The sequence below is a fragment of the Polaromonas sp. DSP2-3-2b2 genome, assembly GCF_049895905.1.
Taxonomy (GTDB): domain Bacteria; phylum Pseudomonadota; class Gammaproteobacteria; order Burkholderiales; family Burkholderiaceae_C; genus Polaromonas.
Window position 1 is genome coordinate 5,001 of record NZ_JAFCTH010000006.1, and the last position, 20,934, is coordinate 25,934.

Annotated in this window: 10 protein-coding genes (1 of these 10 cut by a window edge); 5 read left to right on the forward strand and 5 right to left on the reverse strand. The window is 62.6% G+C overall.

Annotated elements, in window-relative coordinates:
- Nucleotides 1-1,554, forward strand: partial view of an ATP-binding cassette domain-containing protein gene (locus ACP7AD_RS07000; protein WP_426147830.1) — the 3' portion only. The gene continues 375 nt to the left of window position 1, outside the view; the window shows 1,554 of its 1,929 coding nt (coding positions 376-1,929); the start codon falls outside the window, past its left edge; it ends in the stop codon at nt 1,552-1,554.
- Nucleotides 1,555-1,720: 166 nt separating this feature from the next.
- Nucleotides 1,721-3,403 (forward strand): phospholipase D-like domain-containing protein, encoded by a 1,683-nt coding sequence (locus ACP7AD_RS07005; RefSeq protein WP_426147831.1) that lies wholly within the window; start codon nt 1,721-1,723, stop codon nt 3,401-3,403.
- 177 nt (nt 3,404-3,580) lie between these two features.
- On the opposite strand, the gene ACP7AD_RS07010 is transcribed toward ACP7AD_RS07005, so the two are convergent.
- The 5 genes from ACP7AD_RS07010 to ACP7AD_RS07030 form a co-directional block, all read right to left on the reverse strand.
- Nucleotides 3,581-6,271 carry a hypothetical protein gene (locus tag ACP7AD_RS07010; protein WP_426147832.1) on the reverse strand — a complete coding sequence of 897 codons (2,691 nt, stop codon included), beginning with the start codon at nt 6,269-6,271 and terminating at the stop codon, nt 3,581-3,583.
- Nucleotides 6,272-6,363: 92 nt separating this feature from the next.
- Nucleotides 6,364-12,372, reverse strand: coding sequence for an SdrD B-like domain-containing protein (locus ACP7AD_RS07015; protein ID WP_426147833.1), 6,009 nt, complete (start codon nt 12,370-12,372; stop codon nt 6,364-6,366).
- A 196-nt stretch (nt 12,373-12,568) separates the two neighbouring features.
- The gene (locus ACP7AD_RS07020; protein WP_426147834.1) at nt 12,569-15,223 is read right to left on the reverse strand and encodes a beta strand repeat-containing protein; all 2,655 of its coding nucleotides are present in this window, start codon (nt 15,221-15,223) and stop codon (nt 12,569-12,571) included.
- 116 nt (nt 15,224-15,339) lie between these two features.
- Nucleotides 15,340-15,840, reverse strand: coding sequence for a hypothetical protein (locus ACP7AD_RS07025; RefSeq protein WP_426147835.1), 501 nt, complete (start codon nt 15,838-15,840; stop codon nt 15,340-15,342).
- 725 nt (nt 15,841-16,565) lie between these two features.
- Nucleotides 16,566-17,981 (reverse strand): PLP-dependent aminotransferase family protein, encoded by a 1,416-nt coding sequence (locus tag ACP7AD_RS07030; RefSeq protein WP_426147836.1) that lies wholly within the window; start codon nt 17,979-17,981, stop codon nt 16,566-16,568.
- Nucleotides 17,982-18,101: 120 nt separating this feature from the next.
- Here ACP7AD_RS07030 and ACP7AD_RS07035 point away from each other — a divergent pair, with 120 nt between their 5' ends.
- The 3 genes from ACP7AD_RS07035 (at nt 18,102) to ACP7AD_RS07045 (ending at nt 20,910) form a co-directional block, all read left to right on the forward strand.
- Nucleotides 18,102-18,713, forward strand: coding sequence for a LysE family translocator (locus ACP7AD_RS07035; RefSeq protein WP_426147837.1), 612 nt, complete (start codon nt 18,102-18,104; stop codon nt 18,711-18,713).
- Nucleotides 18,714-18,718: 5 nt separating this feature from the next.
- Nucleotides 18,719-19,642: a DMT family transporter gene (locus tag ACP7AD_RS07040; protein ID WP_426147903.1), complete on the forward strand. Its 924-nt coding sequence runs from the start codon at nt 18,719-18,721 to the stop codon at nt 19,640-19,642.
- A 62-nt stretch (nt 19,643-19,704) separates the two neighbouring features.
- Entirely contained in the window at nt 19,705-20,910 is a 1,206-nt protein-coding gene (locus ACP7AD_RS07045; protein ID WP_426147838.1) for a PLP-dependent aminotransferase family protein, read from the forward strand.
- Nucleotides 20,911-20,934: the final 24 nt, after the last annotated feature.

The following is a 20,934-nucleotide window of genomic DNA, read 5'->3' on the forward strand; positions in this document are numbered from 1 at the left end:
GAACAGCGCGTGGAGGAAACGCTGCACCGCCTGCACCTGGACAAGGACGCCATTGTCGGTTCGCTCTCGGGCGGCACCAAGAAGCGTGTGGCGCTGGCCCAGGCACTGGTGGCCAAGCCTGATGTGCTGCTACTCGACGAGCCAACCAATCACCTGGACCTCGATTCGATCGCCTGGCTGGAGGAACTGCTGGTCAATTTCAATGGCAGCATCATCACCATCACCCATGACCGGGCCTTTCTGGATCAGGTGGCGAACGTCATCGTTGAACTCGATCGCGGCAAGTTGCGCAGCTACCCAGGCAATTTTGCCCAGTACCTGATCCAGAAGGAAGACCAGATGGCGCAGGAAGCCGTCATCTTCGCCAAGGCGGACAAGCTGCTGGCGCAAGAGGAAGTGTGGATTCGCAAAGGCGTCGAGGCACGCCGCACGCGCAGTACCGCCCGCATCGTGCGGCTTGACGCGCTGCGTGAAAACCGCTCAGCGCGACGCGAAGCGGTCGGCCGCGTCAACCTGGACGTTTCCAGCGGCGACAAAAGTGGCAAGATCGTGGCCGAACTTACCGATGTGTCAAAAAGCTTTGGCCATCCGGGCGCTGAAAAGATCATCGTCAACAAATTCAGCGGCACGCTGCTGCGCGGCGACAAGGTCGGCCTGCTCGGTCCGAACGGCGCGGGCAAGACCACGCTGCTCAAGCTTATCCTGGGGGAACTGCTGCCCGATGTGACCACCCCGCCCGGCAAGATCCGCCAGGGTGCGAATCTGCAGGTGGCCTACTTTGACCAGATGCGCGACGCACTGGACCTGGACGCCACGCTCGAAGACTTCATCAGCCCAGGGAGCGAATGGGTCGAGATCAACGGCCAGAAAAAGCACGTCAAGAGCTATTTGACCGACTTTTTGTTCAGCCCCGAGCGCGCCCGCTCCCCCGTTCGCAGTTTGAGCGGCGGCGAACGCAACCGGCTGCTGCTGGCGCGCCTATTTGCGCGGCCTGCCAACGTGCTGGTGCTCGACGAGCCGACCAACGACCTGGACATCGACACCTTGGAACTGCTCGAAGACCTGCTGCAAAACTACGAAGGCACGGTTTTCCTGGTCAGCCATGACCGCCGTTTCCTGGACAATGTCGTGACCAGCACCATCGCCTACGAAGGCACGCGCGAGAACCCCGGCTTCTGGCGCGAATATGAAGGCGGCGTGACCGACTGGATCACCCAATCGAAGCGCGCGGCGCAAATCACCGGCAGCAATAAAACTACAACCGCCGCTTCCAGTGCCAAAAACAAGGACAAAAACAGTGCCGAGCCTAATAAGGACGAGCGCGAGCAGCTATCAAAAAAGAAACTGAGCTACAAGGAGCAGCGTGAACTCGACGGCTTGCCGGCGCTGATCCAGCAACTCGAATCGCAGCAAAAGGCGATTGGGCAGGAACTCTACGACGGCACGCTTTACACCAGCAATGCCAAGCGGGCGGCCGAACTCACGGCGCGCAACAGCAAAATCGAGGAAGAACTCATGGACGCCCTGCAACGCTGGGAAGCGCTGTCGTCCTGAGCACTTTTTAACGTGGCTTCCCGCCTTTTGCTCTTTGTGCAGGCGGTGGTGCCACACCGCTGCGGCATACCCTGATCTCAGGCTCGCCACCTACAAAAAGTAGAGGCCAAAACGCGCCTTGCGGAGGGCTTGAAAAGCGCGGCCTTACGCTAGAGTAGCCAGCATCATGCAAACTACAGTCGCGGTTGGCCCCAGCCTTTTTTCCCTCTTGCAGGCACGCCGGCCTGGCGGCATTCCTCAATGGCTGGGCCTGGTATTTTTCAGCGTCTGGATGGCCGGATGCGCTGCGCTGCCAAGCCAGGTGGACCGCCCGGTGTCAACGGCGCTGGCCAACCCAATGCAAACCCGGCTAGGCCAGCTGGTGCAGGCACGCGCCGCCCAAGCCGGCACGCGCAACGACTCCGGCTTCGCGCTCGTCGGTAATGCCGAACTGGCCTTTACCAGCCGCATGACGTTGATCAAGGCGGCGCAAAAAACGCTGGACATCCAGTACTACGCGATCTTTGCCGATGAAACGACTGAGCACATGTTCAAGGCCCTGCGCGAAGCGGCCGGTCGTGGCGTTCGCATCCGCATCCTGCTCGACGACTTCAACACCTCGGGCAAGAACGCGCAGGTGCTAAAGCTGGCGTTTGAAAAGAATATTGAACTGCGGCTGTTCAATCCCCTGCCCGGCGGACGCGGGTCCATGGTGCTGCGCATCGTGAGCAACCTCAAGGACGTGGCGCGCATGCAGCGGCGCATGCACAACAAGATTTTTGTTGCCGACAATGCAGTCGCCATCACTGGCGGGCGCAACCTGGGCGAGACCTATTTCGGCCAGAGCGAAGGCACCAACTTCGTTGACATCGATGTGCTGGCAGCGGGCCGCATCGCGCGCGACCTGTCGCGCAGCTTTGACCAGTACTGGAACAACCTGCTGGCCTATCCGGTGCAGTCGCTGATGAGCGAGGAGGAAATCGACGCGCTCAAGCCAAACCCAGCAACAGCCAGCCCGGACGCAACCTCCAGCACCCAGCAGCCGGCGGGTGACGCAGCCGTGGTAACGCTGGCCAAAACCCTTTTCGCAGAGGCCGATGCCCCCAACGCCCTGCCCGACTCGACCGACCTGAGCCTGTTGACCTGGACCTGGGCGCCGTCGGTGATGCTGGTTGACCAGCCCTCGAAGATTGCCGCCAATGCCGATGAAGTGGCAGAAGCGCAGGAAACGGCGGTCGATGGCCTGCTGCAGCTCATGTCGCAGGCCAAAACCGACCTGCTCATCGTCTCGCCCTACTTTGTGCCGGGTGAACGCATGATGGCGCAGTTTGCCGACATCCGGCAACGCGGCGTGCGCGTTCGGGTGCTGACCAACTCGCTGGCCTCCAACGACGCGCCCGCCGCGCATGTCGGCTACGCCCGCTACCGTGAAGCGCTGCTGGCCATGGGCGTTGAGCTTTATGAAATGCGTGCCGAGCAGCAAGGCAACGTCATGAGCTTCGGATCGGGTGTGGGCTCGAAGGGGAATTCCATCGGCAGCTCGCGCGCCAGCCTGCATGCCAAGGTGGTGGTGATGGACGGCCGCCTGCTGGTGGTGGGTTCGATGAACCTGGACCTGCGCTCGAAACTGCAAAACAGCGAGGTCGCCATCGTCATTCGCAACCGCACGCTGTCGCAGGAGACCACGCGCATGATCGAGCCGGCGCTGGCCGGCGGTGCTTACCGCGTGGAACTGGTCGACAGGGAACTGGTGTGGCGCGCGCCGCAGGGCTCGGGGCTGAAGGATTCGACGACCGAGCCCGACGCCAGCCTGACGCTGAAGCTGTTGCTCAAGCTGTTCGGGCCGCTGGCTCCGGATGAGATGCTGTAACACCAGCAAGAAAGAAATTTCAGAAGATCTCACATCTTTTGGCCTGAAGTCCATTGCAGTCGGGCGGAATCAGCTCTCTAATTCATAGCAATTGAATACGGCTTAAGACAGCCCTGACTGGCGACTTGGGATGAAGCATCGAGAAATCTGCCACGGGTTTGTACTGGCCAGACAGACTTATTGATTGATCAGGACCTTGTACGTCACCTCCACCTGTGCACTGGGAGTCAATGAGCCGGTGAAGGTCCACTGCAAATTTCCCGATGCGCCCAAGGCGGGTTGCGTGCTAACGCTGCACGCGGTCAAGCTGGCCGGTAAGACGGCCGGGCAGGTCGCCGAAAGGTACGTGGTGAAGGCCGGGGTGGCGTCGTTGATGGTCAGGGCCGACGAGGACTCGCTGCCATTGTTGAGCGCCGCCAAGGTGTACTGCAAGGTTTCGCCTGGTTTGGCGCTGACGTTCAGCCCGGCGAGACCACCCTGCGTGACGTTGCTGACCCGTTTGCTTAGGGTCATCTCGCTGGGCCTGCCGACGGTGGTGACATCCATGGCGGTGAGTGTGCTGGACAGCGCCGGACTGGCGCCGGTGTAACTGAACGCGGCGCTGAGCGCCGTGGCATTTTCCGCACCGATCGCCGCAGCAGCCGGCACAAATTGCTTGACGATGAGGCAAAGCGTTGCATCGGCCACAACCGTAAGGGACGCCGTGATTTGCACGGCGGCCGTATCGAGCGCACCGGTACAGTTCGTATCCTTGTACAGCACCTGGGTCCAGGGCAATCCGGAGGGCGTCGCCGTATTGGCCAGGGAAAACGTTACCTGTCCGCCGCTACCGGCCTTGAAAGTGTGGGCGTAAAACACGACCGTGCCGGGTTGCGCCATTTGGGTACCGTGGGGTGCCAGGATATTGGGCGGCACCAGGCCAAAATTCACCCCGGTATAGGTTTGGCCAGCCACAGCGGGAGTCGTGTAGGTGACATTGGGCCGACTGTAGGTGCCGCTAGCCGTGCTGGTGGTGCCGGGCAAGCCCCCGGCGGACAAATAGGCGCCGGGCACAACGGGCGCGATGGTGACCGTGCCGCTGGCAGAAGAAGGCAGCCACAGCGTGTAACTTCCATCGCCCGCCGTACTGGAACTGACGCCGCTCATTCCGGTCGCGCTGGCGTTGACGATCACGCTGGCAAGACCCGCTTCACTGCCGTCCTTCACGCCATTATTGGCACTGCCGCCTGAGCCGATGCCGGTGTCGGCGAATACGGTGCCGCTGAGCCTGGAGCCGTTGAAGAGGCCGAAGTTGCGCGCTGAGGGCGGCGCGCCAATGACGCTGAGCTGGATCACACCACTTGCGTTCTGTGTGCCGATCCAGTTTGCAGGAACAGCAGGGGTGATGTCGGCCAGGTTGCTGTTGTCATCCAGGACCAGGCAGTAGTTGCCTTGCGCAATGCCTGCCAAGCTGTAGGCGCCGGTGCTTGCCGCAACGGCTGCTGCCGCCGTGGCAGGACCCGAGCACGCGCTGCCTGACGATGGGGTCAGCTTGACAAAAAGGCCGGTCTCGCCGGTTCCTGTCTCACCGCTGTCCAGGCTGGCGTTGTGGTTGGCGTCGCCGTACACCGTGCCGCTGACCGTGGTGCTCACTGCACTGGTCACGGGCGCTGCACAACCGGCGCTGGGGGTGTTGGCTGCCGTGCAGGTTGCGGGCACAGGTGGATTGGTGCCTCCGGCGTGGTCAACGACGGCGCGATTGGTCACGCTCAGGTTGCTGGTCGGCAGCACGGTAATCTGCAGCGCAGAGGTGCCACCGCTGGCCGCAATGGTGCCGCTGAAGTTGCAGGTTACCAGGGTGCCGTCGGCATTGGCCGCAGTGGTGCAGGTCCAGCCGGTGCCGCTGCTGCTCACATAGGAAAGGTTGGCGGGCAATTGGTCCAGCACGCGTGCAGCGTATGCGGGCGTGCTGGTCGTGGTAGTTACCGTGAGGGTGTAGACGCTGTTGCCGCCCACCGCCAGCGTCGGACTGGGTTGGGATTTGGCGAGGTTCAGTGTGGGGTAGAGCGGGGTGATGGTGACGGAACCGTTGCCACCGGAATTTCCATTGGTCGGCACACTCGCCGTAGAAGTGGAAGCGCCACCCGCACCGCCCGCTGCCCCGGTGACCACAAAACTCGTCACTTGAGACGTGTCGCGACATGAGCTGCCGCCGCCAGCCTGCAGCGTGTTGTTGGAGGTGCTGTTGTCTAGAAGAACCGCTCCCCCGGCGCCCCTAGGACAGCCGCCACCGCCGCCACCGCCGCCGCCGCCGTCGTTTAAATTTGTTGTTCCAGCGGCGCCCGCAGCGCCTGGCAGCGCGCCAATGGGCGTGGCCGGGGCGTTGAGGCCGGCTCTGCCCGCCACATTCCATCCAGCGCCTTGCCCGCCGCCGCCGCCGCCCGCGATCACCAGCGGGACATTGGCGACCGTGGCCACCACACTGGCGGCGCCACCGCCGGCGCCGCCGCCTGAATAGCCACCGGATCCGGGCTGCCCCCCAGCGCCTCCCGCAAATCCTGCGGCACCACCGGCGAGCCCGCCTGCTCCGGCAGCATTGGTGTAGTTGTAGGTTCCCTGCGAGGTGTTCCCGGACCGCCCCCCTTGCCCCACATAAATATTGAGCACAGTGCCGGGCGCAGCGTAATAGGTACCCGTGGCCCGTGCGCCGGCCCCGCCCGTCCCGCCCAGGCCGTTCAGATCGTTTCCGCCGCTACCACCGCCTGCCCCGGCAGCCTGGATTTGCACGCCGCCCGCTCCAACAGGAACGGTGTAGGTTTGTAGCGCGCCGGTGTAGGTCAACGTGGTTTGTGCCTCAACCGCTGGGGAAAGCAGGGCCAGTAAAGGCAAGGACAGCCTGGCCAGTACTGCCGCCATGCCTGACTGGCGGCGAGTGCGCAAGGCACAAAGCCCGAGAAGCCTCTTGAAAGAAATCATGGCGTTCATGGTTTGCTGATCACCGGCCCGGTGGCCGGGGTGCTCGCTGAATATCCCAACAGGCTCTCATCAAACTTGAACCGCAGCCGCAGGTACGCGCCGCGCTGGGTATTGGCTTCACCGGCCAGATCGGCGGCGCTGAAGCCCCTGGCGTTGTAGCCGAACGAAAGCCACAGGTTTTTCCAGACCAGATAGCCGGCTTCGATACCGACAGCGGTTTTTGCGGCGCCGTTGCCCCACATGCGGTAGGCCTGCAGGCCGATATCCAGACGTTCGGTCATGTCCCAGGTGGAACGCCCGCCCACCAGCTGGGTGAAGGAGCGGCTTTCAAGGGTGCCAGCCCGGTCCGTGACCCACCGTGCCGCGTAGCGGCCGGTCATCTGCCAGTGGTGTCTGGGCTGGATGTTCACATGGGTGGAAGCCAGCCAGGACGATTCGTCGCGGTTCAAGCCTGCGCCCAGGGTGCTGTCCAAGTCACGCTTGAACTGAATGCGGCCCAGCGCATTCCACACGTCGGTTTCAACAGGCCGGTAGGAAAGACCGGACTGCGCAGTGACCAGCTTGCGTTCTCCGCCGCTTGCCGCCAGGTTGGTCTGTTTGCTGTACAAGGCGCGGTTGAGCGCCGTCCAGTCGGCATCGAGCTTGTTGGCCAGGGCGGCGGTGAGCAGCCAGCTGCGCGAGGCGGTGGAGGTTTGCCATTGCACCTGGCCGGAACCCTTCCAGTCGGCGGCAGCGGTGTAGTCGCCGCCCAGCGTCACGGCGCTGGAGTCGTCCCTGGCCACGCCTGCCAGGGGCTTGATGCGCTGCACGCTGCCGGTGACACCCAATCCGTTCTCCAGGCGCCAGAGGCGGCGCAAGCCGACCGAAGCTTCGCTGTTGCGCCCATTGAGGCTGTAGCCCATACGGTATTCATTAAAAACTTGCGTGCTGTCCGAAAGCTCGGTGTTGATACCGGCCACCGTGGTGTATTGCGATACCGACGGATTGAGGTTGTAGGGGCCATTCAGGCTGTTGATAAAGTCGTGGCGCAGGTACAGCTTGGTCGTGGGGTTAACCGCATAGTTGCCGCCAAATCCAATCTCGCGCCCACCGCTCCCGTCGATGGCGTATTCTGCCAGGGCGAAGACATCGGCCTGCGGCACATTGGGCACGGGCACCGTCAGCTTGACGCGCGCGCTGGTGAAACCGGTCTGCGCGGATGAGGCGGCAAGCGCGGCAGGGCTTGGCACCACGGCCACCGAAGTGCCGGGCAGCGGCAAGGCCGTCAGCGCCGCATTGGCATTGACGCGGCTGTAACGCAGGCCGGCTTCAACCCTGGAGTTGCCCGGCAGACTGTGCTCCAGCTTGATTTCTGCACCGGTCTGTTCGGCGCCGGTGACGCTGTTCGAGGTTTTCAGGGCCTCCACCACGAGCCGGTTTTTTTCATCCAGCGGAATACCGGCCTTGGCGCCATATTCCGACTGGCCCGCCGATTGCGGGCTGTTGGCGTTATAGAAACCCGCGTCCGTGCGTGCCCCCCAGGCACGGGCCTGCAGTTGCGGGTCATCGTGGCGGATTTCCACGCGCCGGCCGGAGCCGCTGCCCTTGAGGTCGGTACGGCTGCGGGCGATTTCCGCAGTGGCAGTTGTCTTGTCGCCCAGCCGGGCAGTCATGTTGACACCGGCCAGGCTCTGCTGGTTGACCGGGTCGGCGTCGCGAATGACCGTGGCGCCCAGGGCGAGGTTCGGCGCCAGTTGAACCCTGGCATCAACGCCGGCCACCGAGTGTTTCGGTCCGCCAGAATCGACCGAATAGCTCACCCGGATGAAGACCGGATTGAGATCGGAGTCCACGCTGGGCACGGGGCTCTTGAGCAGCAACTGGCCGGAGTAAGGCTCCAATTCATAGTCGCTGAAGGCGGCCAGCGCCACATCCTTGACAATGACCGACGGCTGGTTGCGGTCGCGCGTGAGGATGTCTACCTGCTGGCTGTTGACCACGCCGTTGACATTCAGCCGGAATGGCCCGGACGTGCCATTGGCGCGGAACACTTCGACCAGCTGCGTGGTGGATGTGCGGCTGGCAAAACCTTCGACGGTATAGGCGCCTTCCTGGACGCGCGCCTTGACGCCGTTCAGAGCCCGTGCATATTGGGTCAACTGACGCGCTGGATTGTCGTTTTGGGTGGAGTAGTCGCCCAGCAGCGCATAGCTGGTGCCGTTTTGCACCATGACATAGAGTTTTCCGGTGGACTGGGCATCAAAACCCCGCGCTGACGAATCGCCATACACCGGATAGAACTGGTTGGGCTGGATGTCGCGAAACAGCGCGGTATCCGACGCTTTGTCCGAATCGTAGGCCAGGGTCAGCAATGTGGAGCCCAGCACCTTGCCCTTCAGGAACAGCGCGGCGCGCGCAGCCACGTCGCCCTTGCCATTGTCAAAGCTGCGCGAGGCGCTGCGGATCTGCCGCTCGAACACGTCGCCACTTTGAGTCGGCTGCAGGCCCGAGGGCGACAGGTTGCGCAGGTTGATGGTTCCCTCCATCAGGCCGACAGCCATCATGGGCCGCAGATTGGGCAGGAATTCGATTTGCGCCACGTTGGTGACGGTACCGGCAGCCGCTTTGAATTCGGCTTTGCCGGGCTGCGCTGGCGGCAGCAGCAAAAAGCGCGCTTCGCCGCCTTCGATGAACACCTGGACACCGGGCTGGTGCGGATCAAGATCAGGCGTCTGCCACTGGCCCAGGCTGGACTGCAGGCTGACCTGGGTGCGGACGGTAACAGGCAGGTCTTGCGCATCGCGCAAGCGAAGGGTGACAGACACCGGCGTGGCGCTGTCCGCCACAGGCTGTCGCAGCGCGTCGATCAGGATTTTTGCGAGCACACCGGGCGCCAGCACGGTGATTCGCTCTTGGCCACGCAGATTTCCGAATGGGTCCAAGGCCCGCACATTCAGGGTGTTGCGCCCTGGCTTGAGGTTGATACCGATGTATTCCCAGGCGAGGATGCCGTTTTTTTCCAGGCTGCTCTTCTTGCCGACCTGGCTGGCGGGCACTGGCTGGTCGTTCACAACAAGTTCAAAAGTGCCGCCTAGAGGCCCTTTCACGCGAATCCTGGTCTGGTCACTGGTTAACACCTGGTCATTGCGCAAGTTGATGAAACCCACTTCCGGCCCCAGCGCGGGCAAGAGGTTTTCCAGCGGCTCCATGACCTGGCTGGATTCATCGGGCACTGACGTGGCAGCCGGATTTTGCACGGCGGCGGGCAGTGCCTTGCCTGGTGTGAAAAGCGGCTGGGGCAAGCCCTGCGCATTCGGGGCGTAAGAACCGCCCAAGTCACCGACTGCACCCAGCACACCGGCAGCAGGAACGGTCAATGCCGTGGCGCGGGGCTGGTTCATGCCGGGCAGCTTTTTTTCAGAATTTGCGCTGTCATTGGCCTGCAAGGCACCGGGCAGGCCCAGGGTCCCGCTGGACGGCAAGGTGCGCCCATCGACGGTCGCTGAAGGGTTGGCGGACGAAAGCAGAACCCTCGCAGCCTGCACGATTTCGCTGGGAGCGATCAGCGCCTTGCTGCGCGCCGCGATCTGGTCGCGAATGCCGGTGGTGCATTCGGCGATGGCGAAATCCGCCTTGTGCAATTCACCATTGGTCAGGTCAACAAACCGGCTTGCCGGATCCAGCGCATTGCGGTTGTTCAGCACTTCGAGCGTGGCGCCCGCCGGTAGCGTGGTGCGGTCGATCTTGACCACATGGGTACGCGGGCTCAGGCCGTACAGGCTGTACTTGCCTTCTTCATCGGTGACGGAATAGGTACCGTCTTCCAGGTAGAGGCGCACGCCGGGAATGCCAGGCTCGCCTGCATCCTGGATACCGTTCTGGCGGCAGTCGGCAAACACCTTGCCGATCAGGTAGGCCTTCTCCGAGAACACGCCGCCAATGACCTGAACGCGAGCGCTGGAGCTGTTGGACTGCACGCTGCCGCTGACCGCCTGCGCCGTGTTCACCCCATTGCCGGACTGGCTGCCAGCGCCAACACGCAGGCGGTAGCGCAAGACTGGCTGTGCGCTCACGGCAACATTGCCCAAAGCAAACTGCAAATTCGGGCCAGCTCCGCCCAAAGGATCAGCAAGCGGTGCGCCATTGAGCCGGGCCGAGCCCTTCACATAAGCGAAACCAGCTGGCAGGCTGTCGTTGACCACCGTGCCCGGCAGCGCCACGGCGGTGAGGTTGTTGAACTTGATCGAATAATCGATAAAGTCACCAACTTCCGCCGTGGTCTTGTTGGCCGTTTTCTGAATGAACAACTCACCGGTCGCACCCGGATCAACAGGCACATCGAAATACACCAGTTGTCTAGTTGCAGCATTGACGGTGAAGACATTGCCATATGAGCCTTGCGCATCAATCTGATGTCCTGGCAGCTGAGACAGCGGGGGAAGACTGGACGGAAAGGTGTAACCCACCAGCGTGCTGATCCGCAGTTGGTAGGTGCTGTCGAGGACGATGGGGAAAATGAAATAACCGTCAGCCCCCGTCACCACCTGGCTGGGCGCCGCGGAGAGGTCAACCTGAAATGCCGTGGCCGGACCGCCCGGATTGCCGCCATTGCCCGTACCGGCCACGTCAATCAGCTGGACGGTCACGCCAGCGACGGGTTTGCCGGTGCGGCTGTCATACACCACACCGCTGGGGTCGATCAGCAAGGTGGTGGTCGCCGAAGCCGAGATGCCGCCACAGGAGGTGGTGGTGGCGGTCAGCACATCGTCACGCAGCACCTCCAGGATGCCGTTGCCCGAAGCAACGATCCGCAAAGCCGCATTGGCGGTCGGCACATTGGGCAGGATGCGGAACAAGCCGGTATTGGGTCCGGTTTCCCCGCCGGTATAGGTTTCCGTATCGCCGGTGAGCTGGCTCACCAGCGTGATGGGCACGCTGTTGATCTGGGCTGGATTGGTATTGCAGGCCGCAGCATCCGCCTGCACGAACAGGGGATTTCCAACCGTGTTCTGGAGCGATGGCGTGGTGAAAGTCGATCCGGTAAAAAAGCCGATGCCCACCGGATGCTCGGGCAGTGACAGCAGCACCGTATTGCTGGCCGTGCTCAGCGGGGCAGCCTGCTCAATCCAGTCTGCATAGGCGATGCCCTTGATCGCGCCAGCCGCGTTCGCATTGGTGGTCATGGAAAACTCACCCTGCAAGCTGCCCCCCCGGGGCAGGCTGGCAAGCCCCCATGCCACGGCATCCACGTCTGCAGCGGCGGGCACTGTGCTCACGTAGCTGTTGGCGGGCGCGCCCAACACATGGTAGAGGGTTTGCGCCCCCGAAATTGACGAAGCTTGGGCCGCAGCAAATGTCACATTGGCCGGAACGGGGATGCGCAGCACAAACAGGCTGGCTGGCTGACCGTTCAAGCTGACGCTGACAGGGGCTGCCGTCGCACTGCTGTTATTCGATGCCGTAGTGGTGAAGCTGAACGTGTTTTTTGGCAGCGTGCTTGAAGCGGAGGCCGCCAGCGTCACCTGGACCGCAGCGCCGCTGGTCAGCGTGACCGTATCGGTGTTTTTGGCCGTGGCGCCTTGCAACTGACTGACCGCAGCGATGAGCAGCTGCGCAGTCTGTCCGGGCGCGCTGATGATGGGTGCTTGCGCCGTTAGCAGCAAATTCGCGCGTGCCCCCGGCGCCAGGGAAACAGGGGCGCCAGCAGGAATGACGGGCTCGCCCGCATCGGCCTGGCCGTTGCCATTGAGATCGTGCACCACCTGCACGCTGACAGGAATGAAAGCGCCGCCCGGCGCAACACTGGCGGTGACGCGATAGGCGGTCAAGGCATTGCCGGTGTTCGTCAGCACATGGCTGAGGGTGAACGGCATGCCGCTGGCGACCAGGGCCGTCTGGTCAGTCGTCAGGGTCAGGGCTTCGAGCGCGCTGACGGTGGTATCGACCGTATTGGATTTCAGCGACACCGGCAGTCCGGAAACCAGGTCCACATAAGTGCCCGATCCCGTGTTCCTGATGACAGTGCCAGCAGGCACGGGCGCAGCTTGCCCAACTCCCGCCCACAGCAGCAGAAAAAGCCATAACAGCTTAAATAGCAGGCGTTGAAGCATATGTGGGCTTGTGCGTACCGGTGGAACTGCGGGCAGGCGCTTTTCGCAGGCCGCTGTCAGGGCGGGCTGTGAAAAGCGGAGGAGGGCTTTCGCCCTCCTCCGCCAGAAGTTCAGACCTTGATTACTGGTCGAGCTTCACGCTAAAGGTCAGCACGGCGGTCTGTGCCGACAGGAGCGTGCCGATACTCGCACTGATCGCGCCCGTAGCGGTTGCTACTGGAGTAATCGTTGCGGGAATAGCAGCAGCAGCGCCGATCTTCACAGTGGCAGTCGTGTTGATCGTCGTGAAGGTCGGGGTCAAGTCAGACACGACAACGGAAGTGGCGTCGATAGAACCCACGTTGGTCGCGGTGATTCGGTAAAACACGCATTCGCCGGGCTTGGCCGACAGGGTGCCGGTGCCATAGGCTCCTGGAGTACTACAGTTGGTAGCCAGAGCTTGCTCCTTGACCAGGGTCAGGTTGCCGGCGATCACCGTCGTGCTGTCCACAGCCACTGTCGGTGCAGGCGCCGTGATGGTGTAGCCGCCGCCGGTGGGGCCATTCGTGGTGGTCACCGTGATGGTGGTTGCATTCACGGTTCCTGGAACCGCACCGCTTGGTGCAATCACCTTGTCGAAAATGGTCACGGACTGGCCGGGTGCCAGACCGCCAGGCAGAACAGCACTCAGGCTTCCGATGATCAAGGGATCAGCGCCATCCAGAGCACCATTGCCCGCGTCGAAGTAAAGCGTCGAAGTGAAGCCCGACTGGTTGTTGGCAGTCGCCAGCACGAGGGCACTTACCGTACCGTTGCCTTCAAGCACGTTGCCGTTGTTGGTCAGCGTGTGGCTGTACACATACGAGCCGCCCGGGAAGGTTTGACCTGCGCCGTTCGGTGTGATGGTGATGGAGCGCACGGCATTGACCGTCACGGCATCGCGAATGATATCGACCACACCAGAAGTGGGCGACTGGGCGCGGAAATACAGGTCGCTGGTGCCTGCTGCAGAGCCTGCAGGAACCGTCACCACGGCGCAAACCGTCACAGAACCCGGCACACCAAGTACGGCGGCAGGTACGTTACCCGTGTTGGTGATGCTTGCACCCGTGCTTAAACAGGCATTTCCAACGCTTGCCTTGAAGGTCACCGTCCAGCCTGCAGGCAGGGCCAAAGTAGTGAAATTAAACGCATTGTTGGCCGTCAGGTTGTAGGTGTCAGGCGATGGGCCGGTATTGTTGGTCACGAGCGTGAAGGTCGTTGTCGTGCCTGGATTTGTGCTGTTGGTGGCCTTTGCCGTATCACCAACCAGTCCTGGACCCACACCAGCCACACCGGTGCCGCCAATAGCAGCATTGTTGGTCAAATCGACTGCGGCATTCGCAACGGTCGTGAGCGTGTCCGTGGCATCTGCAAACACGGCAGGATTAAACACCGAGGTTGCAGTCTTGGTGATGTTGAACGGCGCACCCGTGCCGGTGGCATTCGGTGGCAGTGTTGCCTTTAAAACTACTTTGTAAGGTACGCCAACAGCCAGCGGGCCGGTATCGATGATGCCGTCGCCATTGGTGTCAACCAGCGGGGTCAGGCCGTCCGTCTTGAACAATTGGAAGGTGGTGCCGGCGGGGAAGTTGTTGGTAGCGCCCAGCGTGATGTTGAAGGTATCAACACCTGTACCTTTATTGGTCACCAAGTTGTCGAAGGGGACCGTACTGCCAGGATTTGCGGTGGCTATAGCTGTCGGGCCGACCAAGGTCACGGCTGCGGTTTGCAGCACGGTGAACGGAACAGTATTGGAAGTTCCGCTAACCGTCGCAGCGCCGTTGTTATACGAAGTCGTCGCGGTATTGTTCAGCACGCCTGGTGCCACACCCGCATTTACCACCACCTGGAAGCTGATGGTGCCCGACTGGCCTGCCGTCACTTGCGCCAGGGTTGCCACAAAGGTCTGGCCGGTGATGGAAGAAACCAGCGTGTTGGGCGAAGTGCCAACCGAGCCGATTGCGTTGGCGGTGCCAGTCACGCTCCAGCGTGCCGTGCCAGCCTGGAAGGTCATGCCGGCAGGAATCACGTCGGTGATCGCCACGTTGGTGGCCGTGCTGTTACCCGTGTTCGTGTAGGTCAGGGTGTAGGTAGGCAGGGTTCCTGGCAAGCCGTTCGATACGCTGATGCCCTTGGTCAAAGTCACCACCGCATTGGTGGTCACCGTGGTGACGTCGGTATTGAAAGCCGTCACCGCTGGGGTGAATGTGCTCGTTCCCGTCACCGTGATCGTGTTGGTCTGCGTTGCAGTCGCCGTATTTGGCAGGGTGCCAACCGCGATCAGCTTGAGCGAAGCGCCCGCAGCCAAGGGGCCGGTAGACGTGATGGCCGGGCCGGTGGGCGTGCCGCTGCCGTTGTCAGCAAAAAACTGCACGCCGATCATGCTGAAACCGCCAGCATTGCTGTGAGTCAGGTTGAACGTGTCCGTGCCGTTACCCGTGTTGGTCAGGGTATGCGGGTAATAGACCACGCTGCCTGGAGTGGCAGTCTGGGCGCCATTGGCCGTCAGGGTCATGCTGGTCACTTGCGTCACCGTAGTGCTAACGGGATTGGAAGTAATCGTACGCAAAACTCCCGATAAGTCTGAATAGCTCGCCGAGGCCTGGTTGGTGATGGAAGCGCCGGCAGCCGGCGCCGCAGCGTGCGCCGCCATGCCGGTCAGCGCCAGCAACACGGCAACAAACAAACCCGCTAACCAGCGAGCAAAGAAATGGGGTAGCCGCAACATCTGCGGACTGGGAGGGATGGCGTACATGAAAAGGGTTCTCCTGATTCCAAAAAAGGACAAATAAACAACGGACAACAAGGCATTGAAGCGGCTAGTGCCGAGCCGCCCGGCTCAGCGCTGGCGCAGACAACACCGCCGGATCTTCAGGGCTTGGCGCTGGAAACGGCTACCGGCGAATCAATCCGCACGCGCAAACTGACAACCGTGCTGCTGCCAGCGGCCAACGTACCGATTTCCCAGCGCAGGGCGCGGTATTCGGCCAGCGGAACGGATTCCTTGCGCTCGCTGCCGTCAAGCTGCCTGACCATGCGAGTCAGCGGCATGGGAGCAAAACGGGCGCCGTCGGTGGACGCCTGCGCCTGTGCGGGCTGGGCGCTTGTGGCCATCAGGGTGGCTCCGACAGGGACAGGCACGGTGGCCTGAAGCTGGTTGACCGCTGCTGTACCGGCGTTGCGGTAGGTGCCGGTGTATTCGATCACCTCGCCCGGCTTGCTTTGGGTCGCAGGTTTTAAAACCGCCTTGCCCTCCACCATTTCCACGCGCTGGGCGCTGAGTTTGGACGTGACCGCAGGGCTTTGAGCCAGGACGGTCTGACCCAGAACCAGGCTGGCGGCAAAAAAATAAAGATTTAGGAGGGGTCTCATCGCTCAATATCCATTTGTTACATGTCAATCTCTGGCGGTGGCGCCTGAATTCGGCGTTTCAAACATCAGTTGTTACTGTTTTTGTCGCATTCCGAGAGATTAAGTAACTTTATGTTAAAAAAACCAAAATATATCGCACAAAGAACCTTGGAGATACAAAAAAACCACTAAAAAAGTACTACCTTCGTGACAAATCACCCGTTTAATTCTTTTAAACGGACAGTTTTATGTTTCAGTTACTTCTAGCAACAAGTCGTGGCACGGAAATCAACGACGGGCAGACAGGTGGTTGGGGGGTGATATTTTTGGAACCCGTGCGGGCGCGAAACGGCCCAGCGAAGACGCTCGCAAACAAAAAAAACAGCAATTCTCGGGAATCGCAAACCCGTTTATTATTGAACCGCAGCGGATGTCAAGCGATATTATTTTGATAGCAAAGTATCATTACGAATAATGAAGTTTATGCAAAAATATTGATTGCTTTGGATCTACTCAAGGCCCTTAAATAGCCCCCTTGTTCTCCTTGTCATTGCGGATCGGATCCGCAATCCACCGTACCCAGGCACGGCCTGATTTGCAGGCAATCAGGGGCTTCAACGCACGCTTAACGCTGGCAAGATGGATTCCGGGTCGCGCCCGAAATGACAAGGCGCATCTTCATTTCCAGCCAAATGAGTTTAGTAGTTACATCGGTTACGTCTAAAGCGAAAAATCACTCGTTTTGGTTAGCGCACCTTGTCCCGCAAGCGCGCAAACACGGCCCAGAATGCAGCCTCCTGCGTGGTGGCGAAGTTGATGCGCATCAGCGTGCACGGCGCGCGCACGGCGTGAAACAGCGCGCCGTGCGCCAGCAGGTAGCCCTCGTCGAGCATGCGCTGGGCCAGCAGTTCGGTGTCCACGCCGGTGTCGACCCAGCCGAACAGGCCCGCCGGTTCGGCCGCGAAGCTGCAGCCGTGCGCCAGCGCGAGCTTGACGCTGCGCCCGCGCGCCTGGTCGAGCCGGCTGCGGATGCCTTCGGCGTGGCGGCGCAGCTGGCCCTGGTCGATGCACCAGGCCAGCGCTTTTTCAAACAGTGCCGGGGTGGTCAGCGTGGCGAGCAGCTTGGTGTTGAGCAGGCGCTCGACCAGATTCGGCGGCGCGGCCAGGAAGCCGACGCGCCAGCCGGGCGCCAGGATCTTGGAAAAGCCGCTGACGTACAGGGTGCGTTGCAGGCCGTCGAGCGCGCACAGCCGCGTGGCGTGGTCGGGCGCCAGGTGGCTGTAGGTGTCGTCTTCGGCGATGTGGAAGTCGTGCTGGCTGGCCAGCTGCAGCAGGCGGTGCGCGCTGCCCGGCGTGAGGCAGTAGCCGGTCGGGTTGTGGAACACGCTGACGCTGACAAACAGCTTGGGGGCATGCAGCGCGCAGTACTGCGCCATGATGTCCAGGTCAGGGCCGTCAGCGCGTCGCGGCACGGGCAGAATGCGCATGCCCAGCGCATGGAGCCGGGCAAACTCCACCGCCCAGCCGGGTTCTTCCACCATCACGCAGTCGCCGGGGCGCAGCAGCGTGCGGCTGATGATGTCCAGCGCATGGGTGGCGCCCAGGGTGGTGATGATCTGGCCGGGCGCGGCAGGCACATTGAGCGCGCCCAGCCGTTGCGACAGCGAGCGGCGCAGCCCACTGTCGCCCATAGGTTCGCCGTATTGCAGCGAAAAATCCAGCAGCGCACGCGTGCTGGCGACTTTGCGCACCGCCGCCGGCATGAAGCGGGTCTCCAGCCAGTCGGGCGGGAACACGCCCATGCCGGGCTGGGGCTGGGCACTGACCGGGTGGAACATGCCGCGAATCAGCACGGTGGCATCGACCTGCGTATTCGCTATTTTTTTAGTAGCTACTTGCGCATGACTGGCGGGCGCAAAAGCCATTTTTGATGCCGAATCTCGGACGAAGAAGCCGCGGTTCCTGCGCGCCTCGACCAGTCCCTGCGCCTGCAACTGGTCATAAGCGGCCACCACGGTGGACACGCTTACGCCGTGCTGCCCGGCGCACAGCCGCACCGAGGGCAGGCGCGCACCGGGCGCCAGCAGGCGGCTGCGAATACGTTCGGCAAAGCGGGTGCTGAGTTGCTCGGCCAGGGATTGCGACGGGGTTTTCATCAACATGGCATGACCTTGAAGCGCTTTGCACCAGCAGGTGTGCTGCCAAAACGGGCAATACAGTTTGGCTGCTGGCGCGCTTAACTGTACTGGTGGTGTGCTGCTTTGAACTGTAAAGTCATGCCCATGAACTGGCAAGAATTTACCGCGCTACTTGTCCTGGCCACGGCCATGAGCTTCACGCCCGGCCCCAACACCACGCTCTCGACGGCGCTGGCGGCCAACCACGGCTTGCGGCGCGCGCTGCCGTTTGTGTGCGCCGTGCCGGTGGGCTGGGGTGTGCTGCTGGCGGTCTGCACATTGGGCCTGGGGGCATTGGTGGTGGCGCTGCCGCTGCTGAGCTGGACCATCAAGCTCGTCGGCGTGGCCTATCTGCTGTGGCTGGCATCGAAAATAGCGCGCTCGCGCCAGTTGAGCCAGGCCGACGCGGCCCGCCTCAACGTGACCTTCTGGCAGGGCGCGGCGCTGCAGTTTGTCAACATCAAGGCCTGGATGCTGGCGCTGGCGATTGTGAGCGGCTGGATTGCCGGGCGCGACGACCCCGCCATGCGCTTTGCCGTGGTGCTGCCGGTCATGCTGGCCTATGCCTTTGCCAGCAACTTGAGTTATGCGCTGGCGGGTTCGCTGCTACGCGACTGGCTGGCCGGGCCTTTCGGCACCGGCCACCGGCTGCGCTGGTTTAACCGTGTGATGGCGCTGGTGCTGGTGATCACGGCCGTCTGGATGCTCTTTATATGAACCACATGAACAACACCTCGCAAATCAACAAGGGCCTCTGGCTGGGCCTGCTCGGTATTGTGATTTTCTCGCTCACCCTGCCCATGACGCGCCTGGCCGTGGGCACGGACTCTGCGCCGCAAATGTCGAGCCTCTTCATTGCCATGGGCCGGGCCGTGGTGGCCGCCGCGTTGTCGGCGCTGTTTTTGCTCGCCGCGCGCGCCCCCCTGCCGCAGCGTCGGCACTGGTGGCCGCTGGCGATCACGGCGGGCGGCGTGGTGTTCGGTTTTCCGCTGTTCACCTCGATCGCCATGCGCCATGTGGAGGCGGTGCATGCCAGCGTGATCGTCGGCGTGCTGCCGCTGGCCACGGCCGCCGTCGGCGCGCTGCTGCACCGCCAGCGTCCGTCCATGGGTTTCTGGTGGTGCGCCGCCCTGGGCAGTGCGCTGGTGGTGGTGTTTGCCATACTGCGCTCGGGCAGCGGCGCCAGCGGCCTTGCCATCAGCCTGGCCGACCTGCTGTTGCTGGCCGCCATGCTGTGCGCCGCCGTCGGTTATGGCTACGGTGCGCGGCTGTCGCAGCAGATGCGCGCCGAGCATGTGATTTGCTGGGCGCTGGTGATGGCGCTGCCGCTGACCTTGCCGCTGGCGGTCAGCAGCTGGCCGGTGGTGCCGCTCAAGGCTGCGGCCTGGTGGGGCTTTGCCTATGTGGCGGTGTTTTCGATGTGGCTGGGCTTTTTTGCCTGGTACCGGGGCCTGGCACTGGGCGGCACGGTGCGCGTCAGCCAGGTGCAACTGGTGCAGCCGTTTTTGTCCATGCTGGCTGCCGTGCCGCTGCTGGGCGAGCGCCTGGACGCGGTGACGGTGGGCTTTGGCCTGGCCGTGATTGCGACGGTGTTTGTCGGCAAGAAAATGCCCGTGACGTCCCGTCCTTTGGGCAACTTGCCGTGACGGGTCTGCGCGCTGTGGTCCGGCTGGTATCTGACAATGCACAACCAACAGGAGATTGCACCATGAAATGGACCCAGGCGCGACGCGCGCAAAAAATGAATCCCTCGGTGATCCGCGAGATTTTGAAGGTCACCGAAAAGCCCGGCATCATCAGCTTTGCCGGCGGCCTGCCCTCGCCCAGGACCTTTCCGGTCAGCGCCTTCAGTGCCGCCTGCGAAAAGGTGCTGCGCGAAGACGGCCATGCCGCGCTGCAATATTCAGCCAGCGAAGGCTATGCGCGGCTGCGCGAGATGGTGGCCGCGATGCTGCCGTGGAACGTGGACCCGGCGCTGGTCCTGATCACCACCGGCTCGCAGCAGGGGCTGGACCTGATCGCCAAGGTGCTGATTGACGAGGGCAGCCGCGTGCTGGTGGAAACGCCGACCTACCTGGGTGCGCTGCAAGCCTTCACGCCGATGGAGCCCGAGATTGTCAGCGTGGCCTGCAACGACGGTGGCGTGGACCTGGCGGATCTGGCCACCAAGGCGGCCGGCGCGCGCTTCTTTTACGTGCTGCCCAATTTCCAGAACCCGACAGGCCGCACCATGCCCGAGGAGCGCCGCGCCGCCCTGAGCCAGGAGGCCGCGCGCCTGGGCCTGCCGCTGGTCGAGGACAACCCCTACGGCGACCTGTGGTTTGACACGCCGCCGCCGCTGCCGCTGACGGCGCGCAACCCCGAGGGCTGTGTCTACCTGGGCTCGTTCTCCAAGGTGCTGGCGCCCGGGCTGCGGCTGGGCTTCATGGTGGTGCCCGCATCCATCTTCCCCAAGCTGCTGCAGGCCAAGCAGGCCGCCGACCTGCACAGCCCCGGCTTCAACCAGCGCCTGGTGGCCGAGGTGATGAAGGACGGCTTCCTGGACCGCCATGTGCCGACCATTCGCGCCCTGTACAAATCGCAGCTGGGCGCCATGCTGGCCGCCATGGCGCGCGAGATGCCCGAAGGCGTCGAATGGAACACGCCGGCCGGCGGCATGTTCCTGTGGGTGCGCCTGCCCGAAGGCATGAATGCGATTGAACTGCTGCCCAAAGCCGTCGAGCGCAACGTAGCGTTTGTGCCGGGCTGGGCGTTTTATGCCGACCAGCCTGATGCGCGCACGCTGCGGCTGTCATTTGTCACGTCCAGCGTGGCGCAGATCGACATTGGCATTGCCGCGCTGGCTACAGCCATTCGGGAAATGCGCGCGGCGGCCAGCAGCGCCCCGCCGCTTGAAGCACTGCCCCTGATTTGAAACCCGGAACTCTGGCCGTGCGCA